Origin of the sequence: Roseimicrobium sp. ORNL1, from assembly GCF_011044495.1 — a bacterium.
Classification (GTDB): domain Bacteria; phylum Verrucomicrobiota; class Verrucomicrobiia; order Verrucomicrobiales; family Verrucomicrobiaceae; genus Roseimicrobium.
Genome location: NZ_CP049143.1, coordinates 4,563,847 through 4,584,057 on the forward strand (window position 1 = coordinate 4,563,847; position 20,211 = coordinate 4,584,057).

The window sequence follows — 20,211 nt, forward strand, 5'->3', positions numbered from 1 at the left end:
ACTGTAACTCGTTTTCGCACACTACCAAACGCCACGTGAAGAAGATTCGTCATGTACTGGAGACCCGGCTCGTCCATCTCGCCACCTGGCTGCTGCCCCGACTCTCCCGCCGGTCGATTCTTCTCCTGAGCAATACCGTCGGCGCCATCGCCTATTTTTTTGATGCCCGGGGGCGGGAAACCGCCCACGAAAACCTCCGCGTGGCCTTCGCCCGGGAGGGCATCACCCCCGGGCAAATCTCCCGCATCACCCTCGGCTCCTACCAGACCTTCGCCCGCACGTTCTTCGACCTCTTCTGGTCGCTGCGCCTGACCAGGGAGAACTACACGGAGTATCTGAAAGTCACCTTTGCCGACCCCAGTTCGGAGGCCGTCGCCCGGGAAAAGGGCGCCATCTGGGTGACGCCGCACTTTGGAAACTTCGAACTCGTGAGCCTGGCCATGGGGTTCCGGGGTTTCGCCTGGACGGTGGTGGCGCAGGATTTCAAGAATCCCGCCCTCACCACCATCTTCAAGCGGCTGCGGGAGGGCAGCGGGCACACCATCATCCCGCAGGAGGGTGCCATGCTCCGTCTGGTGAAGGAACTGAAGCGCAAAGGCCACGCCGCCCTGCTCACAGACCTGACCATCCGGCCCAACAAGACCGCCGCCGCGATTGATTGTTTTGGCTTGAAAACATGCGTTACCACGCTGCACGCCAGTCTCTCACGCCGGTTGGAGCTGCCTATTATCGCTGGTGTTTGTATTCCCATGCCGGACGGCACTTACCAAGTGGAAGCCGAGCCCCACTTTGAACCGGAAAAGTTCACCAGCAATGCCGCCCTGACCCAGGCCGTGTGGGACAAATTTGAGCAGCAAATCCGCAGGCACCCCGAAGCCTGGATGTGGATGTACAAGCACTGGCGCTACCTCCCGGGCCTGGACCAGGACCCGAAGTACCCCGCCTACGCGAACCCCAGCAAGCCCTTCCGTGAGCTGCTGGCGGAGAGTCACAGGTGATGCGGCGCAGAAGGTAATGGCCGCAAAAGAACGCAGAGAACGCAAAAGGGAGGCGGCCTAAGTGGGGTAGCGCACTTTGAAGGCCATTTCGGATTAACCGCAGGGCACTTCCTTCCGAATCCCACTTGTGCCTTTTACGTCTCTTTGCGGCTATCCTTCGCCGGTCTCCAAACACCCGCGAACCAAAAAGCCACACCGCCCCTCCAACCGCACCCAGCACCCGTTCCTTTTGCGTTCTCTGCGTTCTTTTGCGGCCATTCCTTCCTGGCTTGCATGCCCCTGATCTCTCTTCCCGAGCACGCAAAAAGGCACGGTTACCCGTGCCTTTCGCGTACAAATAAATCTGAACTGAGGAGCGAGTCGCCTTATTCGGCGTTCTCTTCCACATAGCGGATGACGTCCGCCACGGAGAGAAGCTTCTCAGCTTCTTCATCCGGCACGTCGATGCCGAACTCTTCTTCGAAGGCCATCACCAGCTCCACCGTATCCAGTGAATCGGCGCCGAGATCTTCGATGAACTTCGCCTCGGGAGTCACCTGCTCGGGATTCACGCCGAGCTGCTCGACGATGATGTCCCGTACTTTGTCTGAAATATTGCTGTCTGCCATGGTCGGTGGATAAGGTTGCTTGAGTGGCGGGGAGCTTTAGGGTCAGCGCCCGTTTTCGCAACAGGAAAAATGCGATTTTTTGGAACTCATTTTTGTCCAGTAAAACCCCAATCCTGAAGCGGGAATCACGCGGCGCCGTGCGGCGGAGTCGGTTGTTCCGCGGACACCTCGGAAGCTTCCTCTTCTGGCGCGGCGACTTTCTCAATGAGTTCCCCCTTGAACTGCTCCATCAAACGGTCGAGCACCCGGCCCGCTCCATCGTATTTCAGGTCGTCGATGACCACTCGGTGCTCTGCCCCCTCCCCACCCTCCCGGTAGTACACGTAGGCCAGGGCCTTGATGTCCCACTTCCGCTTGTCGAGTTTGTACACATCCTTGTACTGCACCACCTTGCCATTGGGCATGACCATGTGGTCGGCGTGGCCCACGAAGCGCTTGTTGTGGTTCAGCAGGACAATGATGCCCACCACCGCAGCGGCCACGATCATGGCACCGCCCCAGTAAAACTGCTCGCGAATCTCCTCCGGCGTGTAGTGCTTTGGATTCTCCGGCCAGCCCCGCGGTGCGGCATAGTCGCTCCAGCGCGGCTGCTCCAGGTCTGGCTTGATGATCCAGCCCTTCAGGCGGGCGTCCTTGACCCAAGCCTTGGCAGCATCCGGCCCTTTGGCCAGGGCGTCATCATAGTCCTTCAAGACTTCGTGCTCGAATCGCGCCTTGGCTTCAGCAGCCTCGTTGGCCTTCGGGTAACCAACGCGGCCGTCGTAGATGAAGTACAGTCCCATGCCCACCATCAGCAATGCCAGCAGCCCCATGCGCCGGTAAAACCAAGGCGACACCGGACAAACAATGACGTCAGGTTTTGCGGAAGTCGACGAGTCGCTCATCCGGACCATTCAAATCGTAATCGCCTCATCGCGCAAGGACAGGCGCGTCATGAGGCGGAAATTCCACCTTGATCACGGCATTGGACGGGATCGCGGAGCAGACATTGCCCCACCACTGGTGCAACTACGGACAAATTTTGTCCATACAGACCGAAGCGCGACCAAGGCACACTATTATAACACGCTCATCCAGTGATGTTTAAGATACAACACCATGCCTCTCTTCCACCATCCCTTGCATACCATCTGTACCCAAAACGTGAACGAATCCACCTTGCCGGTCCTCAAACTTGGATCGTTCACTCCTTTCCGCTTCATCGGGAATTCGTTATACTCGTAGGATGGCTACCATCCGCACCATTGTTCACGTTGTGTCCGCAGCCTGCCTCGCGCAGGCTGTTGTCCTGCCTGTTTACGGGCAGGAAGAGCCACCGAAGCAGCCCACCGTGACCACCACCCCTCAAGGGGCAAAGGTCGCCGCTGACCTCACTGAGGCCGCGAAAAAGCGCATCAAGAAGGTGGGTGAAAACGAGTACGAACTCGGCCCCATCAAGATCAACAGTGAGAAACGCGAAGTGCGCGTGCCAGCCCAGGTGAACATGACCGAAGGCATCCTGGAATACGCGCTGGTACACGAGCACGGGAAGACTCACGAAAGCCTGCTGCGCACCACAGCGAGCCCCACGGAACTGAATGTCGCCCTGCTGCTCTCCCACTTCGAGCCGCACCTCAAGGACGCCGCCAAGTTCCTCGCGGAGCCCAGCGAGCAGGTGAAAGCCCGCATGGCCCAGCCCATGGAGCACGAGGGGGCAAACCACATGCGCCTGACCCTTGAGTGGAAGGACGCCTCTGGAAAGCTCCAGACCGCACCCATCAGCGCGTGGATTCGCGACAAGCAAACCGGCAAGCCCGCCACGCCATCCGAATGGATCTACACCGGCTCCTTCATCAGCCAGACGGGATTCGCCGCCGAGCATGACGGCTCGCACATCGCGATCTACTTCGACCTGATCTCACTCGTGAATTTCCCGGACAAGAACAACGCCAGCGACGAGAACTGGCTGGTGGAATCCTCCGCCATACCGCCGGTGGATACCCCGGTGACCCTGGTTTTTTCCCACGTGTCACCAGCGGACGCCTCCTCGACGAAGACACAATAGCCCCTCCATTTCTTCATTCTCTCATCCAACATGAAACGCCGCCACCTCCTCACCTCCGCGCTGACCGCCTCCCTGGCGCTCTGCACCAGTCTCCCTGCGCAGGACAAAAATGCGTCCCTGCGCCAGGAACTCGACATCGCGATCAGCAAGGGCCTGAACTTCCTGAAGCAGCAGCAGAACAAGGAGGACGGCTCCTGGAGCACTCCGGAAGAGCCTGCCATCACCGGCTTGGTGCTCACCGCCTTCATGGGAGATCCCTCACGCAGGCCCACGGATGCCATCCTCCCCGAAGTGGAGAAAGGCTACCAGTTCCTGCTCAGCAAGGTGAAGCCGGATGGCGGCATCTACAGCCAGGGCCGCGCGAACTACAACACCTCCATCGCACTGACCGCCCTCACTGTAAATCCGAAGCCCGAGTATGAGAAGACCATCCTGGACGCACGCAAGTTCGTCGTGGGTCAGCAGAATGACTTCGGTGAAAAGGGAGTGACGGACAACGAATTCGACGGCGGCATCGGCTACGGCAAACCCAGCGCGGACAAGCCCCCGCGCGCGGACCTTTCCAACACGCACTTCGCGGTCGAGGCGCTGTACTATTCGAAGAAGCTCTTCGAAGACAAGGCGACCCCTGAAGACAAGAAGAACGAGCTGAACTGGGGCGCCGCCATCAAGTTCATCGAGCGCTGCCAGAACCTGCCCGCGAGCAACGACCAGAAATGGGCTAGCGATGATGCGAAGAACAAGGGCGGGTTTGTCTACGAGCCCGGCGTCAGCAAATCACCGGAGGAAATCAAACTCCCCGATGGTCGCGTTGCGATGCGCTCATACGGCAGCATCAGCTACGCTGGCATGCTCAGCTTCATCTACGCCGGCCTCACCACGGATGATCCCCGCGTGAAGGCCGCGCTGCAGTGGCTCGGTGAAAACTACACGCTCGAAGAGAACCCCGGCATGGGCCAGGAAGGTCTCTACTACTACTACCACACCATGGCCAAGGCACTCACCGTAGCCGGACTAGATGAGCTGAAGACCAAGGACGGCAAGTCCGTCGACTGGCGTGTGGAGCTCGGCCGTCATCTGCTGAATAACCAGAAGCCCGATGGCTCCTGGCTGAACCCCACCGGCCGCTGGATGGAGAATGACCCCGTGCTGGTGACCGCGTACACGCTGCTGGCACTCCAGCACGTGCATCGTGCGCTGAAATAAGGGAGCGCGAGCGCGTTTGCGGTCGTTGAGCGATTGTTTGCAATGGTTGAGCAGTGGTCGAGAGGCCACTGCTCAATTTGTTTTTGGAGTGGTCTCCGGAAGGAAGCTGGGTGTGGCAGGCACATGACAACACCCATCCCCTGCCCGCGTGGCTGCCCTCCTGACGCCAGCCCACTCACATCATTGACAAGCCCCACCAGACTGGCATGTGATGCCCCCGCTTGAATGGGAATGACATTGCATATTGCCGCCACGATGCATACCGGTGCCAGCCCTGAGGAAAATCACCCTGTCCTAAGTAGGCAGGCCACCAAGGATAGCCGCCACACGCTCCTCCTGAGCGCTGGATTGGCCACAGTCATCCTCACCCTCGCCATCCTCAACATGTGCGTGCGGAATCTCCCGTGGCACCTGGACGACTACGATCAATCAAAGCAAGCCTACGTCTCTTTTGAAATGGTGGAACGCGGGGACTGGTTCCTGCAGCACACCCCCCGGCAGGGCATCGCCACCAAGCCGCCACTCATGGGCTGGATCTCGGCGGGCCTGTACTACCTCACGCATTGGTGGGAGATCTCGTGGCGCATCCCCTCCCTGGTGTCCGCGCTGGTCCTGCTGTTCCTCCTGAAGCGTGAGGGTGACAAACGTTTCGCCGTGCCCGTGGGCATCCTCGTGGCGGCGGTGTTTGCGTTGAATCTGCTCGCGCCCCGCGTCGCCACACTGGTGCGCACGGATATGATGCTCACTCTGGCCATCTTCATCCCTGGCTGGATCATCTGGAGGAAGATTCTCTCCCGGACCGAATGGACCACGGCTGAGCGCTGGGCCATCTTTGCCTCCGTGCTGGCCGGTGTACTCACGAAGGGGCCTGTGCTGTATGCCTTCCTGCTGCCCGGCGTCATCGCTTTCCTGTTTCTCGACAAAGAAAACCGCAAGTACGTGTGGTGCGGCTGGTGGCCATGGGTCATTCCCCTCGCCGTCTTCCTCGTTTGGGTCGGCGCGAATATCGCCAACCAGGAGTTCTACGACCAGGTGGTGAAGAAGGAATTCATGGGGCGCTTCACCTCCGGGGAGAAGGCCGTGCACCGCTCGCAGCCGGTGTATTACTACATCCTGCACCTCACAACGCGCTGTGCCCCGTGGAGCCTGCTGCTCCTGGTGCTGCTGGCGAAGAAGCAGACCCGCGTCTGGCTGCGCGCGAATTCCGGCACACTGTGGCTGCTATGCTGGGCCTTTGCCGCGCTGCTCTTCATGTCGATCATTCCTTCCAAGCGCACGGACCGCATCTTCCCCATCATCCCGCCCCTATCGCTCGCGCTGGGCGCCATGTGCGCCATGTGGATCGAGCGCGGCGCGCACTGGGGAAAGTGGAGCGCCGCGAAGTGGTTCACCGCCGTCATCTGGCTGGCCCTTGTGACCTCTCTTGGATACACCGCCGCGAACATGTACGACCAGTACCGCCAGCCCACGGATGCCACGGCACGTTTCGGCGAGAACGTGCGTGCCCATGCTGCGCCGGGCAAGCTACGCATCGCCGCCACACCCGAGGGACACGAGGCCACGCTGCTCTATCTGCGCATTCCTGAGTTCACCCCCCTCTCGAAAGCCATACGCGACCTCTCTCACGGAGACGTGGATCTGCTTGTCCTCAGTCGGAAGGAGTACGACCACGCTGCAGACAAGGACAAGTGGGAAGTTCTGGAGACGCTGGACGTGACAGAGTCCAAGGACACGTATGTGTGTGTGAAGCGGAAGGGGACGTGATCGGTATTGAAGGCCTTGGCCTCCCCAATCCATATCCGAGCTTTCTCAAGATCCTACGCAGCCATTGTCCCGTGTCCAATAAGTCTGCTTGTGCGCAAAAGACTCCAGCTCCTGCCGAATGCAGTCGGCCGCTCGTCGCGTAGGATGCACCGAAATCTCGTACTCCGTCCCATGATCATCCTGGCGGATCACGCTGAATCTCCGGGGCGCACCGTGCCAATCCTCAAAGCCACCCGTGACCTCTCGATCAATCCGCCACGTGATGCAGTCTGCGAAGGGGAGATGGTGAAAAATATGTTCAATCTCAGGAGCATCGGCATGGATGGTACATACGTGACCATCGGGCGCGTCCAGGTGGCGCACGATCAGCACCGTGAGTCCGCAGGGGTAACGATAATCCCAGCATTCACAGGGACCAGCTTCGTCTTCTTCAGCATCTGTGAGGCGGTGCGGCGGTCCGAGCCGGCGGTGGACTTCCTCTGCAGGGAGATCAAACGTCAGGAGAGCCCGACCATTCTCTGAGTGCACCGGCTTGAGTTTTGTGACGTTCAGCATGGGCATTTCTTGAGGGGTCTTTATTATCAGTAGGATATCAGATCCTGTTGCATTTGAGAATCGTGCTCGCAAAGTCCGCAAATTTTTCTATCCTCGGCCACGATGTTCTCTTCGGTCTCCAACGGAATTATCTCTCGCTGCTGGTCCCGCCAGTTCGGCTGGGACGAAGCTGACGGCCCCCTCTGGTCGAAACCCGCCCGCCTGCTACCCCACGGTGGAGATTTCGAGGATTATCATGGTGTGATGGCAATGGATGCGCTGAGCGGTTCCGTCGTCTCAGTTCCCCAGGCTCTACAGTCAGAACTGGGCCCTGCATTGCTGGATTCCAGCGCGGCTCCCACCGTGAATGCAACGCGACTTTCCCCGGACTTGATTTCCGATATCATCGGACCTGTCTTCATCGGATACGCGGAAGTGGTGACGGGAGTTCCACACCATCCCGTGCAATTGCTCGGGACAAAGGACACGGAACACCTTGCAGCACTTGAGGCGGCATGTGATGCCACGGAATGGGATCACGGCGGCAGCGTCATGGGTGAGGCTGCAGTGATGTGTGGCATCTTTGTGGATGGGACATTGGCATCGCTCGCCGGCTATGAAGTCTGGGACAGCACGATCGCACACATCTCCGTCATCACGCACCCTGAGCATCGTGGCAAGGGGTACGGCCACAGCGCCGTGGCATTTCTCGCCAAACACGCCGCCTGGAAAAAGCTCTTCCCGCAATACCGCACGCTGCAGGAAAACAAGCCGTCGATGGCCATCGCCCAGTCCCTTGGCTTTGAGTTCTTCGCCACCTCAGTGGCCGTGCGGCTGAAGCGCGGCGAGTAAAGAAACAACCAAAGCAGATACTGCTGCTGCGTCTCAGGTCATCACTACGGCTGGCTGCCGAGCCAGAGAAGGCCCATGACAGACATCCCGTCGCGGATGGTGCCGTTGCGCGCGAGCTCAATGGCCTCCTCCAGCGGCATGCGTTTCACCTGAATCTTCTCCGTGGGTTCGGGCTGGGCTTCGGTAAAGGAAAGGCCGCGCGCCGTGAAGATGTAGGCGACTTCATCCGTCACCGAATTGGAGAGTTGCACGCCATCCAGGATCATCTCAAAGCTCTCTGCGATGATGCCGGTCTCCTCCAGGAGTTCACGGCGGGCGCAATCAATCAGCTCCTCCCCCTCCGGACAGCCGCCTTCGGGAATCTCCCACTCATAGGTGTGGTGCGTATACCGATACTGGCCCACGAGCCACGTGTAGCCCTCCTCATCCACCGGAATGACACCCACGGCGCGATTCTTGTATTCCACTACTCCGTAGATTCCGCGGCCACCGGAGGGATTGAGGACCTGGTCCTCCCGCACGCGAATCCACGGATTATCATACGCCACACGCGTTTCCAGCGTCGTCCAGGGATTTTGAATGCTCATGCTGTCAGGGGTGATGGTGGAACTGTGACGTCATTGTAACGGAGCGCACCGCCTGTTCAAGCGAGGGTTTCTTTGGTTCTCCGCAGAGTAGTGCGTCCATTTTCTCCAACAACAGGAAGAGTTTCACTTTCAACAAATCGACTGAAGGCCCTATGTTTGGATGCCAGTGTTTCATCACTCCATCCCATGAATGCGTCCACCTCATTTCGAGTCGTTCTTCTGTTGTTGGCCCTCTCGCTCTCATCGCCGGCATTCGCTGATACCAAGGCACCAGCAGGCGTGGATCCCTCACAAACCTCCACGGATGCAGACTACGGCCACTCCAAAGAGAAGCCGGTCAAGGTGGGAGACAAAGACCCCTTGAAGGGACCCCGAGCGGAGCGTGACTACCTGGATACGCTGCGCGATGACGATGGCAAGCCTGTGCGTTACAGTCGCATCGGGAGCTTCGGGGCAGGACCCGACGGCCACATCATCGACGGCTACAACGTGGAAACATCGACCGGGAAGAAGTTCGTCATCTACATCGATATGTACCACCCGGAAAGTGACCCAGTGAAACAACCGGCACCCACAGGTCTATGGAAGGCCAAGTAAGGGGCAACGGCGCCCCCAACCCTACCGCGTCTTCGCCTTCGCAAACGTCTCCTTCACGCCCGGCACATTCACCAGAAGGATCAGCGCGGCGAAGATGTGGTACCAGAAGTCGAGCTGCATGAGCCGGCTGATGCTCAGGTGCATGATGATGATCAGAATGCCGTAGAAGAAGGCCCAGCGACGCCCCAGGACGATGAGGAAGGCGCAGAGCTCAATAAGCAGACCCGCGCCGAAGAAGAGTCTCGCAAGCGTGGGATGATCGTTCATCAGACCGACCACCGAAGTGAGCGCCGCAGGAACGGGCTCCAGCGTATCGTAATACGCAGACCAGTTCGTCTTCTGCAATTCCAGCGCAAGACCGGGCACCACATTCCCGAACCACTTCCAGTCCGAGTTATTCAGCTTCACCCAGCCGCACACCACATACGCTGCGGCAAAGATGACGAGAGAAACATAGATGGCGCGTCGATGGATCCTGTCCTCCGGCATGAGCCAGGTGAGCGTGGGCCCGCGTTTCCCCATGGCGAGCGGCACGGCATACACGAGAAACTGACCGAGCAGGATCATGGCCACGAGTTGCGTGCTGTGATTGTGCGCGCCCTGGGAAGCATTCAGCGCACCGATGCCCAGCGTGAAGAAGAGCGCCGGAAGTAATCCCACCACCGGCAGCATGCTGCACACATAAGCAATCAAGCCCAGGATGGTGATGATCTGCCAGAGCACCAGTGGCTTGAGATGGATGAGGAAATCCAGCGAGAAAAGCCGGGCCAGCCCCACGGCATCTTCATCGTTCGTCTTCACGGAATGCAGGTTCCCCGTCTCCCACTTGATGGCAAAGAACACCAGCACGGCGAAGAACAGACGCATCAGAGTCATCTCCAGCGGGCCAAACTGGAATCGATCGGAGCCTGAGGAGTCGCGACGAAGGTGCAAATCAGAGGGAGGGGTGAGCGTGCGGGACAAAGAGGACATTTTCAGGGAACAGTATTCAGTAAGCAGTAGTCAGTAGCTGCTGGATTTGCAGTGTGGCCAGTCGTTGGTCGCTTGTGGATTGGACATCAGTTTCAGGAACTCGTGCCGGTCAGTGTCTGATTACTGAATACTGGACACTGACTGCTCACGCTTTCCCCACGCCATCACTTTAGGCCCCCACAGCAACCTTCTTCTCGGCGATGAGCTGCGGGGTGCTTTCCACAATTTTGTCGCCTTCGGCGCGGAAGACTTTGTAATAGAAGCGGAGACTCTCGGTTCCAGCCGGTAGCTTCTCCTCCTTCAGCTTGGGCATGAGTTTGGCGGTCATTTTCTCGCCGGCGGCCTGGCGTTCCTCGGGCTTGGCATCCCGGGAGTCGCGCTTGTTGTCAGCATTGGTGATCTTGGCCAGTTCGTTGATGAAGGTCTTCTTCTGTGTGCTGGTCTTCGTGCCGAAGAGTGTGTGGAAGGGCAGCACCTCATCCTTCTGGTTGGTCACATAGAGCACGTCCGACTCCGCATCCAGGTGGGAGTACATGGGGAAGTCGGTGAATGGGTACTGCTCACCCCACTTGTCCTTCGACCAGAAGGAAAGGAAGATGGTCACGAGCAGGACGTGGCGGAAAGGGAAGCGGCGCCAGTAGGCGACCAGCGTCTGGAGAAAGGGGGGCATGCGGCGTGCACTCAACCGCAAAGCAGGACGGGTGCCAGTCGAAACTTGCGTAAGGCAGGTCCTTTTTGCCTCCGGCTGCAAGAAACTGGATGACAAATGGCACGCAGCCCCTATATGGTTTCCGTCCCAGCCCAAGGCATTGGCATTGTGGCATAGGTGGCCACGCCGAAGTAGCTCAGAGGTAGAGCAGCGCATTCGTAATGCGCGGGTCGCGGGTTCAATTCCCGCCTTCGGCTCCATCAAGGATGCAGCGAGCTCTCTCCTGACCCAATTAGTTGCCGGGCAGCACCAACCCGGCGGAGGTCAGGTCTTTGGCCCTGCGGCAAATATCGCGTTCCGAACAAGGTCGACCGCCCTTGTCAGCTCGAAGGCCGCTCCTTCAGAATCTTCTCAAGCTGCATCTGAGCCATGATGAGATTGTCCAGGATCTTTGCCTCCTCCAGCACCCACGAAAGAGACCTGTCCTCAGACGACCGGTGCTTCGCGAGTTGCCGCTTGAGCACCTCGACCAATTTCTTGAGATTTTCTGGATCCTGAAGAGGATTCGCGCGCATTGAGGATCCCCTCCGGGGGAAAAATGTCAGCCATCTATAGCTGCTAATCGCTCCGGAGACCACCTTCCTGTAGAAGAATCTTGAAGAGAAGAGCAAAAGGCGAATTGCAGGATGCGAACTGCAGCGGCGCCCTTCCATGAGCACCCGGTGAGGCGAAGCTGGACTTGGATGTGGTCTCATATGAATGACACCCATCCCAAACAATCTACCTGGACCGCCGGGATGGGCATCATTGATGGATCCCCCATGGTCCAACGCCTGACTTTGGCGCAGCAATACATCTTTTGTATGAAGAGGCTTCCAACAAAATCGACACCAAGTCACTCCTATCCCAGCCCCAAGGTACCCGGAGAATTTTCGACGTCTGTGCTGCGACTGCCGCTGAGGCGCTCCTTTAGATCCACTTGCTCCCCGCGGATTCTCATGTCCCGGAGTCGATTTCTGTCGCTCTGGGCATGCGCCTGCATGTTATAGTTTCTGCATCCCACACGCATGATCCGTCCTGAATCCGTCGAACTGCTCATCCATTTCATCCTCTTCTTCCTCGGTGCCGGGATTGGCTCCTTTTTGAACGTGGTCATCTACCGCGTGCCTCTGGGGATTTCCGTCAACAACCCGAAGCGTTCCTTTTGCCCCATCTGCAAGAAGCAGATCCCCTGGTACCGGAACCTGCCCCTCATCACATGGCTCGTACAGCGTGGGAAGTGCGCGGAATGCGGCACTCGCATTCCGTTCCGCTACTTCTTCGTGGAACTGCTCACCGGCCTGCTCTTCTACGCCGTGTTCCGGCATGTGATGGCAGAGGCCATCGTGGCATGGGGCTATCCGCAGATGTGGAATCACCTGCATGTCTGGGGCCCTGTCGTCGTGGTATTCTGGATTTTTGCCTCGCTACTGGTGGCAGGGACATTCATCGACATCGACCACTATATCCTGCCGCACAGCATCACTCTTGGCGGGTTGATGGTGGGCTTGCTGTCGGCCTTCCTCGTGCCCGCGATCGTGCCTGCCATCATGGTGGGAGAAGGCTTTCAAGTCCCGATCCCTGAACGCGGCAAGGCCATCCTGATCTCCTTCACCAGCGCCTGCGTCGGCCTGGGGCTGCTCTGGGCAGTGGTGGAGCTTGGGAAAATCGCCTTCGGCCGGAGGAAGCTGAAGTTTGAAGGCGCCCGCCAGTGGAACATCTCCCAGCCAAATGAGAACGAGGCTCCCATCTTCACCGCCGGTGACGAGACGCTTTCGTACAACGACATCTTCACGCGCCCTTCGGATCGTCTCATCATCATCGTTGAATCGGTGACGGTGAATGATCGCACCTTCGGCAAAGGCAAAGTCGAGGTGCACGTGGAGACCATCCACGTGATTCCAGATGATGGCGAGAAGGTGATCTACAAGCTCGAGGAGGTGAAGAAAATCGAGGGCCTCACCACGGAGATCGTGATCCCACGGGAGGCCATGGGCTTTGGCGATGTGCTGCTCATCGCCATGATCGGAAGCTTCCTTGGCTGGCAGGCGGTGATCTTCACCATTGTGGCGGCTTCCATGCTCGGCAGCGTGTTTGCAATCGTATCGCGTTTGGCAGGCCATACGGAATGGAGTGCCAAAATTCCCTTCGGCCCGTACCTCGCTGCCGGCGCCATGATCTGGCTCTTCTATGGTCCGCAGTTTGTGAGCTGGTACCTTACACGAGCGGGATTCAAGGAGTACGCATGAAATGCATCTGGGCTCGTGACCAGACTGACGGTACCGCAGAAAGCGGCATTACTGCAACCGCGTCACTTTGGATGGTGGGAACCTGAGAACTCACCTGCGCAGAACTTCCCCTCATGCAGAAACTCAGTCCGCCCAGATCAGTTCCATGCACCCGTCTTCGGATTGATGGCGCCCATCGGACTTCGCAGTGAACGTGGGCTTCACCACGGGCTTGGTGTCCGGCGTCTTGGTCGTTTTAAGATGCTTGTGCTGCTCCATCTCTTCAGGAGACCAGACCTCCCAGTCCGGTGGCACGCCGGGAAGATCTTCGAAAAACTTCCGGCGCACGTCACGCGTCTTTTGGCTGAGCAATTCATGCATCTCGAGCTGGCAGGTCTCGCAAATCATCAGCGAGTCCAGCATGCGCAATCCCGCGCCCAGCATGGTGATCACAAAATCCTGATCCGGCACCACTTCCCGCTTCACACCGCAGAAGGCGCAGGCGGAGATGCTGGTCGCATCCTGCCGCATGTGCTCGTTCTGGTGCCTCATGAGGTTCGCCTTCGACTCCTCGGAAAACTCCTCCAGCAGGGCATCGCGACACGGCTCACAGAAGCAATACTCAAAGACGCACTCGCCCTTGCGGAATGCCTTGTTGATCTGGTAGCTGGCAAAGGTGCTCAGCGCCTCGCCACACCGCGAGCAGGTCTGAAAGGGCCGCTCCTCGTACTCAGAATGAAACTCACGCGGGATGGGAACGCCGGGTTCCGGTTGGGAATTCTCAGACATGGCAGCAAAGGTTCGTCAAAGACGAGGGTAAAGATGAACCGGAAGCGTTTGCTAGGGAAGAGGAAGTTTGAGCGGCGATCCGGCGTTGTCTGTCGTTTGCTAATCTGTATTGGACACCATCATGACATTCTCTGTTTCGAATCACAACCCCGCTCTTGCCGTACTTTTTAGGTGCAGACTCGCGCAGAAGGCCGTGTCGGCCCTCCTTGTGGCGGGTTTGGCTGTCACCGCTGCGGCACAGGACTGGCCGGTGGCTCGTGGCAATGCCCCAATGACAGGCAACTCGGCCACAAAGCTGAATTTTCCTTTGGAACTGGCGTGGACCTTTGCCGCGGGGGACAAGGCAAAACGCGAGGGCGTCATCGCGGAGTCCGTGGTGCAGGGCGGCCGGGTGTACGTGGGCAGCCAGAGCGGGCGCTTCTACAGCCTGGACCTCGTCAGTGGCAAGGAACTCTGGAAGGTGGAGAAAAAAGGCGCCTTCGAGGGGAATGCCGGATTCGCCGGAGACCTTGTCATCGCCGGCTGTGTGGATGGCTTCGTCTATGCCTGGAACAAGAGCGATGGCAAGGAGGTCTGGAAGTTCGAGACGGACGGCGAAGTCCACGCCGGCGTGAACATCTGGACCGGTCCGGATGGCAAGCTCCGCGCCCTGGTGGGCAGCTATGACAACAAGCTCTACTGCCTGGATGCCGCCACCGGCGCCAAACTCTGGGAATACGAGACCGCCAACTACGTGAACGGTGCCGCGGCCATTTTCGACGGCAAGACGGCCTTCGGCGGCTGCGACGGCACGCTCTACATCCTGGACATGGAGAAGGGCACCGAGGTGAAAAAGATCGAAATCGGCGCCTACATCGGCAACAACATCGCCGTGGACAAGGGGGTGGCCTACATCACCCACTACGGCAACAAGGTGGTGGCCTACGCCCTCTCCGACGGCGCCAAGCTCTGGGAATACGGCGACCGCGACTTCCCTTACTATGCCGCTGCCGCCGTGACGGACGGCTGGGTGGTGGCCGCTGGTCGGGACAAGCGCGTGCGCGGCTTGGAGCGGCAGAAGGGCGAGGAGAAGTGGGTCTTCCGCACCCGCGGCGATGTGGACAGCTCCCCCCTCATCTGCGCCGGGGCCACGGTCCTCTTTGGCAGCAATGACGGATTTTTTTACGCAGCAAATCTGTCCACAGGTGAGGAGACCTGGCGGTATGAGGTAGGTGCCCCTGTCAAAACCGCCCCGGCGGTAGCCGGTGACTTTGTGCTCATTGGCGCTGACGACGGGAACATCTACTGCTTCAAGAATGGAAAAGCTGCTGAATCGAAATAACCTGACGCGCAATTCACTCCCGCCCTGCCCCGTTTTGTTTTAGATCCTGCTCACCTCGCCTACCCCTCTCACCCGGCTTTTCCCCCCTCGCATGTCTGCTGTCGACGAAATCCCCCTGACCCACCTTTCCGACAAGAAGTCCCACCACGCCACGGAGGCAGGGAACTACTTTGTGGCGAACTACCCGCCCTTCTCCTTCTGGCAGAAGGAACAGGCCTTCGCCGTGGAAAAGGTGCTGGACTCCCCTGCTCCCAAGGACATCCCGCTGGGACTGTACTTCCACATCCCCTTCTGCCGGAAGCGCTGCCACTTCTGCTACTTCCGCGTGTACACGGACAAGAACGCATCCGAAATCCGCCGCTACATCCACGCGGGCATGGAGGAGTTCACCCGGTATGCGGCGCGCCCGTATCTGCAGGGCCGCAAGCCGCTCTTCGTCTACTTTGGCGGCGGCACTCCCTCCTACCTCTCGGTACCGCAGCTCCAGGAACTCACCAACCGCATGAAGGATCTCATGCCGTGGGACGAGGCCCAGGAAGTTGCCTTCGAAGCCGAGCCCGGCACGCTGAATGAGAAGAAGCTGGAAGCCATCCGCGAGATTGGCGTGACCCGACTGAGCCTCGGCGTCGAGCACTTCGAAGATCACATCCTGGAGTCGAATGGTCGCGCGCACCGCAGCGGTGAAATCGACCGCGCCTACCGCTTCGCCCGCAGCCTGGGCTTTGAGCACATCAACATCGACCTCATCGCGGGGATGATGAATGACACCACCGAGTTGTGGCAGAAGGCCGTGGCGAAGGCGGTGGAAATGCAGCCCGACTGCGTGACCATCTACCAGATGGAGGTGCCGTATAACACCGGCATCTACAAGCAGATGAAGGAAGAGGGCAAGGTCACCGCGCCCGTGGCCGACTGGGAAACGAAGCGCGCGTGGGTATCGTACGCCTTCGATGAATTTGTGAAGGCCGGCTACACCGTGACCAGCGCGTACACCGTGGTGAAGAACCCCGACAAGATCAAATTTGTGTACCGCGATGCACTATGGGAAGGCGCCGACCTCCTGCCTCTCGGTGTCGCCTCCTTCGGTCACCTCGGTGGTATCCACCTGCAGAACCAGGCGGACATCCTGCCGTACATCGATACGATTGAGAAAGGCGGCAGCGCCATCTTCCGCGCCTATGCCACCAGCCCTGATGAACGCTTCATCCGCGAGTTCATCCTGAAGCTGAAGCTGGGCCAGTCCCGCCCCAGTTACTACAAGGCCAAGTTCGGCGAGGACGTGCTGACGCGCTTCGCTCCGCAGCTGAACTGGCTGGTGCAGGAGGGCTTCGCCGTCATTGGCGACGACCTGATCACCCTCACGCGTGATGGCCTCTTGCAGGTGGATCGTCTGCTGCACGAGTTCTTCATGCCGCACCACCGCCACGCTCGTTACACGTAATGATGTATCGCATCCCATCACGTAATGATGGGATGGGATGCAAGATGATGCCAAGTGAGTTCGTCTGATGGAATAGCGCCCGACCTGATGTCCCAGCCGGAACCTCCAACCCGCCACCCGGAAGCCACCATGACCCCCGCCGTACTGGACCAGCCCGCTGCCTCCGCATCATCGGCTTCGTCAGCCGCGACGACGGACATCCTTGCACCGCTTCGCTTTTTCTATGGATTGGGAAGCGAGAGTCCGCGCGTGACCTTTCTGGATCCGGACGAGATGCCCGAGCCCGCCCATCACCTGTTGGTGCATCAGAGCGACATGACCGGTCGCCTGCGTGACTATCATCACAGCGAGATCACCCTCGATGTGCATGCGAAGTCGCGCATTGGAAATTACCTCGTGCGAGCCTCCGTCTTGAAGAGCAAGAGCGAAGGCATGCCTGTGGAGTTTGGCGCCATTGGCATCCACCTGGATGGCTTCGATGACGGCGCTCGCGAATTGATTCTGGAGGGCAAAGTTCCCCTCGGCGGCATCATCACGCAACGCGGCATCGGTCACCTCAGCCGTCCCTGCGGCTACTTCCGCATCGAGATCGATCATCGCCTCGCCACCCTGCTGGGAGGCTGGGAGGGACAGACCCTGTATGGCAGGTGCAATACCCTCCATCACGCCGACGGCTCCGCCCTCGCCGAGGTAGTCGAAGTGCTGCCGGCGGAAAGAGTGGGAAGGGAGTAACGGCCCAGCCGCATTCGCATCCGATTGGTGCAGCCATCCACCGGCCTACCGCCGGTCGTATGCTCCTATTGACAAGGCTTTGGCTCACGGGCTGGCCACCAGGGGACAATCGTCACAAAAAATCATGGGCTGGAACGCGCGATGCCTTGCTGATTAGTGGACGCTCCGAAAAAAACAGGAGTCGCCCCCACGGAAACCAAAACTGAAACCAGCCATGAAAATGAAATGCACGCTGTTGCTTACTGCCATGGCAGTAGGCGGCACCCTATCGACGGCACAAGCCGGTCCTGATCTGCAAATCCAAGAGCAGCGCAGAAACATTGCTCAACGTCAGGAACATACCCACACGGTGACCGCCGGCCAGGGCGGAGCCGTCACGTTCACCTGGGTGGCATCCTCGTCTGGCAAAGGCGGTACGGTCATCAGCAATCCTGCGACCACAAACGTCGCCGTGTCGAAGTCCAGGACAAAATAATCTGGGAACCGAGTCGTGCTGAAAGGTGCGGCATGTGCAGGGATTCAAGTGGCACCTCGACTGCTACCCGTCCCTCACCTGCCGCCCTCCAGCACCTCCAGCAGCGCTGTTCTGGTCATCGGGTCCAATCCGTCCACCGCTTGCATGATCTCTTCCAATGACGGCTGAAGCCACGCCGGCCGGAAGAACGCCCAGATACTGCTGATGAGGAGCATGAATACGATGCCGTAAAGCCCGCCCGCCAGGGAAGCCAGCAATGCGGATAGCACCCCGTTAGAATTGCCCGCCACCGCGGGGCCCGGCCAATCCTGGACTTGGGGAGTCACCTTTCCCAGATCCAGCGCCGCGACTTCCGGCGATGGATTTTTCTTCAGGAACTCAATGGTAGCCATGTAGAAATGCATCTGAACGCGAAGCAGTTCACGCACGAGCTCCTCATCCGTCCCGGTGCCGGTGACTTTGATGATGTTTGTGCCCTTCGCACACTCCGCGTTGATCGAGATTATCATGAATTCGACTTCTGGATGCAACTCGGCGACTGCCACCTTGGCCTTGTTCAGCCTCACGGCGGATTCGAGCATGAACACATGCTCCATGATCACAGACTCCTCGGGCATGGTTCCATCCGGCATCGCGAGAAGAACCCTGCCCGTCGTCACGAAGCCGCTCCCCTGGATTTCATTCTGGGTGTACACCACCGGCCCTATGATAGCGGCAAAGAGAAACGGCACCCACCACATGCGGGCGATGATTTTGCGGAACGCTTTGCTGAAGCTTCGGGTCTGCATGAATGAAGCAGGGACTTTCTTAAAAAACCATGTCTCAAGCGGCAAAGTCGCCGGACATTTCACTGCCAACCCGCTCTTTGAGCCACGCCACCAGCACGGCATGACTGGTGGCATCCAATCCAGCCGAGGCTTTCACGATCTCGTCCAGGGAGGGCTGCGTGCTCGCGGGGCGGAAAAGTGCCCACACACCGCTGATGAGGAACATGAGCACCATACCTGCCATCCCTCCACCGACCACAATCAGAACCATGGGCGCGGTGAACTCTCTTCGTTTTTCAACCGCCGGACCTGCCAGTTCAAGAATCATGGGAACAGCCTTCCGGTTCAGCTTCTCGCCTGCAGGTGACGGCCTGCGGTGCATGTTTTCCACCGTCGCAATATAAGCTGCCAGACCCTCGTTCAGGTAGATCTGCGTGCTACGCCCCTCGGATCCGGTAGCGGTGACATGGATGAGACCGCCTTTCCCATCGGTGACTTTGAGATGGTTCTTGGGCGGTGTCTGATCCGGCTCCTGTTCCTTGGTGCGCGTCGCGGCTTGTTCCGCGACGGTGGAAGATGTCAGAAGCGAGACGTGCGCCTGAATGACTGCCTCATCTGGCGCTTCTCCGCCGGGCAAGGTCACGATAATCTTGCCCAAGGCCACCCACTCTTCGGGCTGGTTTTTGTAGTAGTGGTGCCACCATCCTCCACCCACGACTACCACGAGCAAAGGAAGCCACCACGTCCAGAGGATCGCGTTGCGGAAAGCTTTGCTGCGGCTGCGGGGATACATGAGTGAGTGCTCAGGACACCGTGGCGAAAAAAATGAGATAGGCAAGCAGGGCATTCAGGCAGGATAAGCCACCTCACTGCGGGATCCTGGCGGGACGGATCCATACCCACAATCCGCAAAGCACGAGCGTGCTCACGAAGCCGATGACACCCGCCGGAATGGCCGCAAAGAAAAGTGCGGCGAGAACCGGATGATTCTGCTGCTCGATAGCCGGCTCTGCCTGCTTGAGAATCGTCGGAGACGCCTTCAGAATCAGTTCATCTCCGGGCCGCGGGTCCAGGCGCACCCACTTGACGATGTTGAGGTAGGTATTCATGCCCTCATCTAGGAAAGTCTCCACAGGCTTTGCATCCAGTCCGCTGGCACGTGCAACGAGCACACCATCCTCTCCACTGCTGGCCCTGATGACAGGTCCCGATTGCTGGAACGAGTGAAGGTCAGGATAAGCCTCCTTCACCTTGGCTTTGGCTGACTCGGCGACGGTAGAAGACTGGAGAATTTTGACATGCGCTTCCATGGTACTTTTGTCGGGCACCCCACCGTCGGCAAGGGTCAGACGAATCGTCGCAAAGGTCAGCCAGTCATTGGGCTGATTCATCTCAGGGACGTACTTCACCGCTCCGGCCACGACAGCCACCACCAAGGGGAGCCACCACGTCCAGAGGAGCGCGTTGCGGAAGGCTTGGCTGCGACTGCGGGAATACATGCGTAAGTGAGCCAGACACCGTGGCGAAAAACACGCCTCGGGCAAGGGTCGCTCGGGCGAAAGAGTCACCCCATGTCGCACCTCGCCGCATTTGCCTTTCCCCCAAAGT

General features: G+C 59.0%; 22 protein-coding genes and 1 tRNA gene. 13 read left to right on the forward strand and 10 right to left on the reverse strand.

Translation table 11 applies throughout. The features are described from left to right. Window positions 1-35 precede the first annotated feature (35 nt). The gene (locus G5S37_RS18530) at window positions 36-998 is read left to right on the forward strand and encodes a lysophospholipid acyltransferase family protein (protein ID WP_165205942.1); all 963 of its coding nucleotides are present in this window, start codon (window positions 36-38) and stop codon (window positions 996-998) included. A gap of 365 nt (window positions 999-1,363) precedes the next feature. Here G5S37_RS18530 and G5S37_RS18535 read toward each other — a convergent pair whose 3' ends face one another. Beyond that, window positions 1,364-1,606 carry an acyl carrier protein gene (locus tag G5S37_RS18535; RefSeq protein WP_113959057.1) on the reverse strand — a complete coding sequence of 81 codons (243 nt, stop codon included), beginning with the start codon at window positions 1,604-1,606 and terminating at the stop codon, window positions 1,364-1,366. Window positions 1,607-1,731: 125 nt separating this feature from the next. Next, window positions 1,732-2,442, reverse strand: a complete 711-nt coding sequence (locus G5S37_RS18540) for a hypothetical protein (RefSeq protein WP_165205943.1) — start codon at window positions 2,440-2,442, stop codon at window positions 1,732-1,734. A 389-nt stretch (window positions 2,443-2,831) separates the two neighbouring features. Here G5S37_RS18540 and G5S37_RS18545 point away from each other — a divergent pair, with 389 nt between their 5' ends. The 5 genes from G5S37_RS18545 (at window position 2,832) to G5S37_RS18565 (ending at window position 8,006) form a co-directional block, all read left to right on the forward strand. Then, window positions 2,832-3,650 (forward strand): YdjY domain-containing protein, encoded by an 819-nt coding sequence (locus G5S37_RS18545; protein WP_165205944.1) that lies wholly within the window; start codon window positions 2,832-2,834, stop codon window positions 3,648-3,650. 30 nt (window positions 3,651-3,680) lie between these two features. Continuing rightward, the gene (locus G5S37_RS18550) at window positions 3,681-4,856 is read left to right on the forward strand and encodes a prenyltransferase/squalene oxidase repeat-containing protein (protein WP_165205945.1); all 1,176 of its coding nucleotides are present in this window, start codon (window positions 3,681-3,683) and stop codon (window positions 4,854-4,856) included. 231 nt (window positions 4,857-5,087) lie between these two features. After that, a complete protein-coding gene (locus G5S37_RS18555; RefSeq protein ID WP_165205946.1) occupies window positions 5,088-6,620 on the forward strand; it encodes a hypothetical protein in 1,533 nt (510 codons plus the stop codon). A gap of 144 nt (window positions 6,621-6,764) precedes the next feature. Further along, the gene (locus G5S37_RS18560) at window positions 6,765-7,142 is read left to right on the forward strand and encodes a hypothetical protein (RefSeq protein ID WP_165205947.1); all 378 of its coding nucleotides are present in this window, start codon (window positions 6,765-6,767) and stop codon (window positions 7,140-7,142) included. 135 nt (window positions 7,143-7,277) lie between these two features. Beyond that, on the forward strand, window positions 7,278-8,006 hold the full coding sequence (locus tag G5S37_RS18565; RefSeq protein ID WP_165205948.1) for a GNAT family N-acetyltransferase: 729 nt from the start codon (window positions 7,278-7,280) through the stop codon (window positions 8,004-8,006). Window positions 8,007-8,050: 44 nt separating this feature from the next. Here G5S37_RS18565 and G5S37_RS18570 read toward each other — a convergent pair whose 3' ends face one another. Next, on the reverse strand, window positions 8,051-8,593 hold the full coding sequence (locus G5S37_RS18570; protein WP_165205949.1) for an NUDIX hydrolase: 543 nt from the start codon (window positions 8,591-8,593) through the stop codon (window positions 8,051-8,053). A 186-nt stretch (window positions 8,594-8,779) separates the two neighbouring features. On the opposite strand from G5S37_RS18570, the gene G5S37_RS18575 reads away from it, so the two are divergent. After that, window positions 8,780-9,190, forward strand: coding sequence for a hypothetical protein (locus tag G5S37_RS18575; RefSeq protein ID WP_165205950.1), 411 nt, complete (start codon window positions 8,780-8,782; stop codon window positions 9,188-9,190). A gap of 21 nt (window positions 9,191-9,211) precedes the next feature. On the opposite strand, the gene G5S37_RS18580 is transcribed toward G5S37_RS18575, so the two are convergent. Together G5S37_RS18580 and G5S37_RS18585 are read right to left on the reverse strand one after the other, a co-directional pair. Further along, window positions 9,212-10,162 carry a hypothetical protein gene (locus tag G5S37_RS18580; protein WP_165205951.1) on the reverse strand — a complete coding sequence of 317 codons (951 nt, stop codon included), beginning with the start codon at window positions 10,160-10,162 and terminating at the stop codon, window positions 9,212-9,214. Between the two features lie 169 nt (window positions 10,163-10,331). Further along, window positions 10,332-10,832: a hypothetical protein gene (locus G5S37_RS18585; protein WP_165205952.1), complete on the reverse strand. Its 501-nt coding sequence runs from the start codon at window positions 10,830-10,832 to the stop codon at window positions 10,332-10,334. A 164-nt stretch (window positions 10,833-10,996) separates the two neighbouring features. On the opposite strand from G5S37_RS18585, the gene G5S37_RS18590 reads away from it, so the two are divergent. Continuing rightward, window positions 10,997-11,071, forward strand: a tRNA-Thr gene (locus G5S37_RS18590). A gap of 120 nt (window positions 11,072-11,191) precedes the next feature. On the opposite strand, the gene G5S37_RS18595 is transcribed toward G5S37_RS18590, so the two are convergent. Beyond that, entirely contained in the window at window positions 11,192-11,386 is a 195-nt protein-coding gene (locus G5S37_RS18595) for a hypothetical protein (RefSeq protein WP_165205953.1), read from the reverse strand. Window positions 11,387-11,878: 492 nt separating this feature from the next. On the opposite strand from G5S37_RS18595, the gene G5S37_RS18600 reads away from it, so the two are divergent. After that, on the forward strand, window positions 11,879-13,099 hold the full coding sequence (locus G5S37_RS18600) for an A24 family peptidase (protein WP_165205954.1): 1,221 nt from the start codon (window positions 11,879-11,881) through the stop codon (window positions 13,097-13,099). A 123-nt stretch (window positions 13,100-13,222) separates the two neighbouring features. Here the strand turns inward: G5S37_RS18600 and G5S37_RS18605 are convergent, their stop codons facing one another. Next, window positions 13,223-13,867, reverse strand: a complete 645-nt coding sequence (locus G5S37_RS18605) for a hypothetical protein (RefSeq protein WP_165205955.1) — start codon at window positions 13,865-13,867, stop codon at window positions 13,223-13,225. 193 nt (window positions 13,868-14,060) lie between these two features. On the opposite strand from G5S37_RS18605, the gene G5S37_RS18610 reads away from it, so the two are divergent. From G5S37_RS18610 to G5S37_RS18625, 4 genes are all read left to right on the forward strand, one after another. Continuing rightward, window positions 14,061-15,188: a PQQ-binding-like beta-propeller repeat protein gene (locus tag G5S37_RS18610; RefSeq protein WP_165205956.1), complete on the forward strand. Its 1,128-nt coding sequence runs from the start codon at window positions 14,061-14,063 to the stop codon at window positions 15,186-15,188. 91 nt (window positions 15,189-15,279) lie between these two features. Beyond that, a complete protein-coding gene (locus G5S37_RS18615) occupies window positions 15,280-16,629 on the forward strand; it encodes a coproporphyrinogen-III oxidase family protein (RefSeq protein ID WP_165205957.1) in 1,350 nt (449 codons plus the stop codon). An 87-nt stretch (window positions 16,630-16,716) separates the two neighbouring features. Beyond that, a complete protein-coding gene (locus G5S37_RS18620) occupies window positions 16,717-17,361 on the forward strand; it encodes a hypothetical protein (RefSeq protein ID WP_206026050.1) in 645 nt (214 codons plus the stop codon). 214 nt (window positions 17,362-17,575) lie between these two features. Further along, entirely contained in the window at window positions 17,576-17,836 is a 261-nt protein-coding gene (locus G5S37_RS18625) for a hypothetical protein (protein WP_165205959.1), read from the forward strand. A gap of 74 nt (window positions 17,837-17,910) precedes the next feature. Here G5S37_RS18625 and G5S37_RS18630 read toward each other — a convergent pair whose 3' ends face one another. From G5S37_RS18630 to G5S37_RS18640, 3 genes are all read right to left on the reverse strand, one after another. Further along, a complete protein-coding gene (locus tag G5S37_RS18630) occupies window positions 17,911-18,624 on the reverse strand; it encodes a hypothetical protein (protein WP_165205960.1) in 714 nt (237 codons plus the stop codon). A gap of 34 nt (window positions 18,625-18,658) precedes the next feature. Then, complete coding sequence (locus G5S37_RS18635; protein ID WP_165205961.1) at window positions 18,659-19,396, reverse strand: hypothetical protein; 738 nt, start codon at window positions 19,394-19,396, stop codon at window positions 18,659-18,661. Window positions 19,397-19,469: 73 nt separating this feature from the next. Then, window positions 19,470-20,102: a hypothetical protein gene (locus tag G5S37_RS18640; protein ID WP_165205962.1), complete on the reverse strand. Its 633-nt coding sequence runs from the start codon at window positions 20,100-20,102 to the stop codon at window positions 19,470-19,472. Window positions 20,103-20,211: the final 109 nt, after the last annotated feature.

Bases quoted from the DNA above. Each gene is read 5' to 3' on its own strand.
- G5S37_RS18600 (WP_165205954.1), top strand. From the start codon at position 11,879: ATGATCCGTCCTGAATCCGTCGAACTGCTCATCCATTTCATCCTCTTC.
- G5S37_RS18620 (WP_206026050.1), top strand. From the start codon at position 16,717: ATGTCCCAGCCGGAACCTCCAACCCGCCACCCGGAAGCCACCATGACC.
- G5S37_RS18555 (WP_165205946.1), top strand. From the start codon at position 5,088: ATGACATTGCATATTGCCGCCACGATGCATACCGGTGCCAGCCCTGAG.
- G5S37_RS18585 (WP_165205952.1), bottom strand. From the start codon at position 10,832: ATGCCCCCCTTTCTCCAGACGCTGGTCGCCTACTGGCGCCGCTTCCCT.
- G5S37_RS18605 (WP_165205955.1), bottom strand. From the start codon at position 13,867: ATGTCTGAGAATTCCCAACCGGAACCCGGCGTTCCCATCCCGCGTGAG.
- G5S37_RS18580 (WP_165205951.1), bottom strand. From the start codon at position 10,162: ATGTCCTCTTTGTCCCGCACGCTCACCCCTCCCTCTGATTTGCACCTT.
- G5S37_RS18575 (WP_165205950.1), top strand. From the start codon at position 8,780: ATGAATGCGTCCACCTCATTTCGAGTCGTTCTTCTGTTGTTGGCCCTC.
- G5S37_RS18630 (WP_165205960.1), bottom strand. From the start codon at position 18,624: ATGCAGACCCGAAGCTTCAGCAAAGCGTTCCGCAAAATCATCGCCCGC.
- G5S37_RS18625 (WP_165205959.1), top strand. From the start codon at position 17,576: ATGAAAATGAAATGCACGCTGTTGCTTACTGCCATGGCAGTAGGCGGC.
- G5S37_RS18640 (WP_165205962.1), bottom strand. From the start codon at position 20,102: ATGTATTCCCGCAGTCGCAGCCAAGCCTTCCGCAACGCGCTCCTCTGG.
- G5S37_RS18560 (WP_165205947.1), top strand. From the start codon at position 6,765: ATGCACCGAAATCTCGTACTCCGTCCCATGATCATCCTGGCGGATCAC.
- G5S37_RS18635 (WP_165205961.1), bottom strand. From the start codon at position 19,396: ATGTATCCCCGCAGCCGCAGCAAAGCTTTCCGCAACGCGATCCTCTGG.
- G5S37_RS18615 (WP_165205957.1), top strand. From the start codon at position 15,280: ATGTCTGCTGTCGACGAAATCCCCCTGACCCACCTTTCCGACAAGAAG.
- G5S37_RS18545 (WP_165205944.1), top strand. From the start codon at position 2,832: ATGGCTACCATCCGCACCATTGTTCACGTTGTGTCCGCAGCCTGCCTC.
- G5S37_RS18550 (WP_165205945.1), top strand. From the start codon at position 3,681: ATGAAACGCCGCCACCTCCTCACCTCCGCGCTGACCGCCTCCCTGGCG.
- G5S37_RS18535 (WP_113959057.1), bottom strand. From the start codon at position 1,606: ATGGCAGACAGCAATATTTCAGACAAAGTACGGGACATCATCGTCGAG.
- G5S37_RS18565 (WP_165205948.1), top strand. From the start codon at position 7,278: ATGTTCTCTTCGGTCTCCAACGGAATTATCTCTCGCTGCTGGTCCCGC.
- G5S37_RS18570 (WP_165205949.1), bottom strand. From the start codon at position 8,593: ATGAGCATTCAAAATCCCTGGACGACGCTGGAAACGCGTGTGGCGTAT.
- G5S37_RS18595 (WP_165205953.1), bottom strand. From the start codon at position 11,386: ATGCGCGCGAATCCTCTTCAGGATCCAGAAAATCTCAAGAAATTGGTC.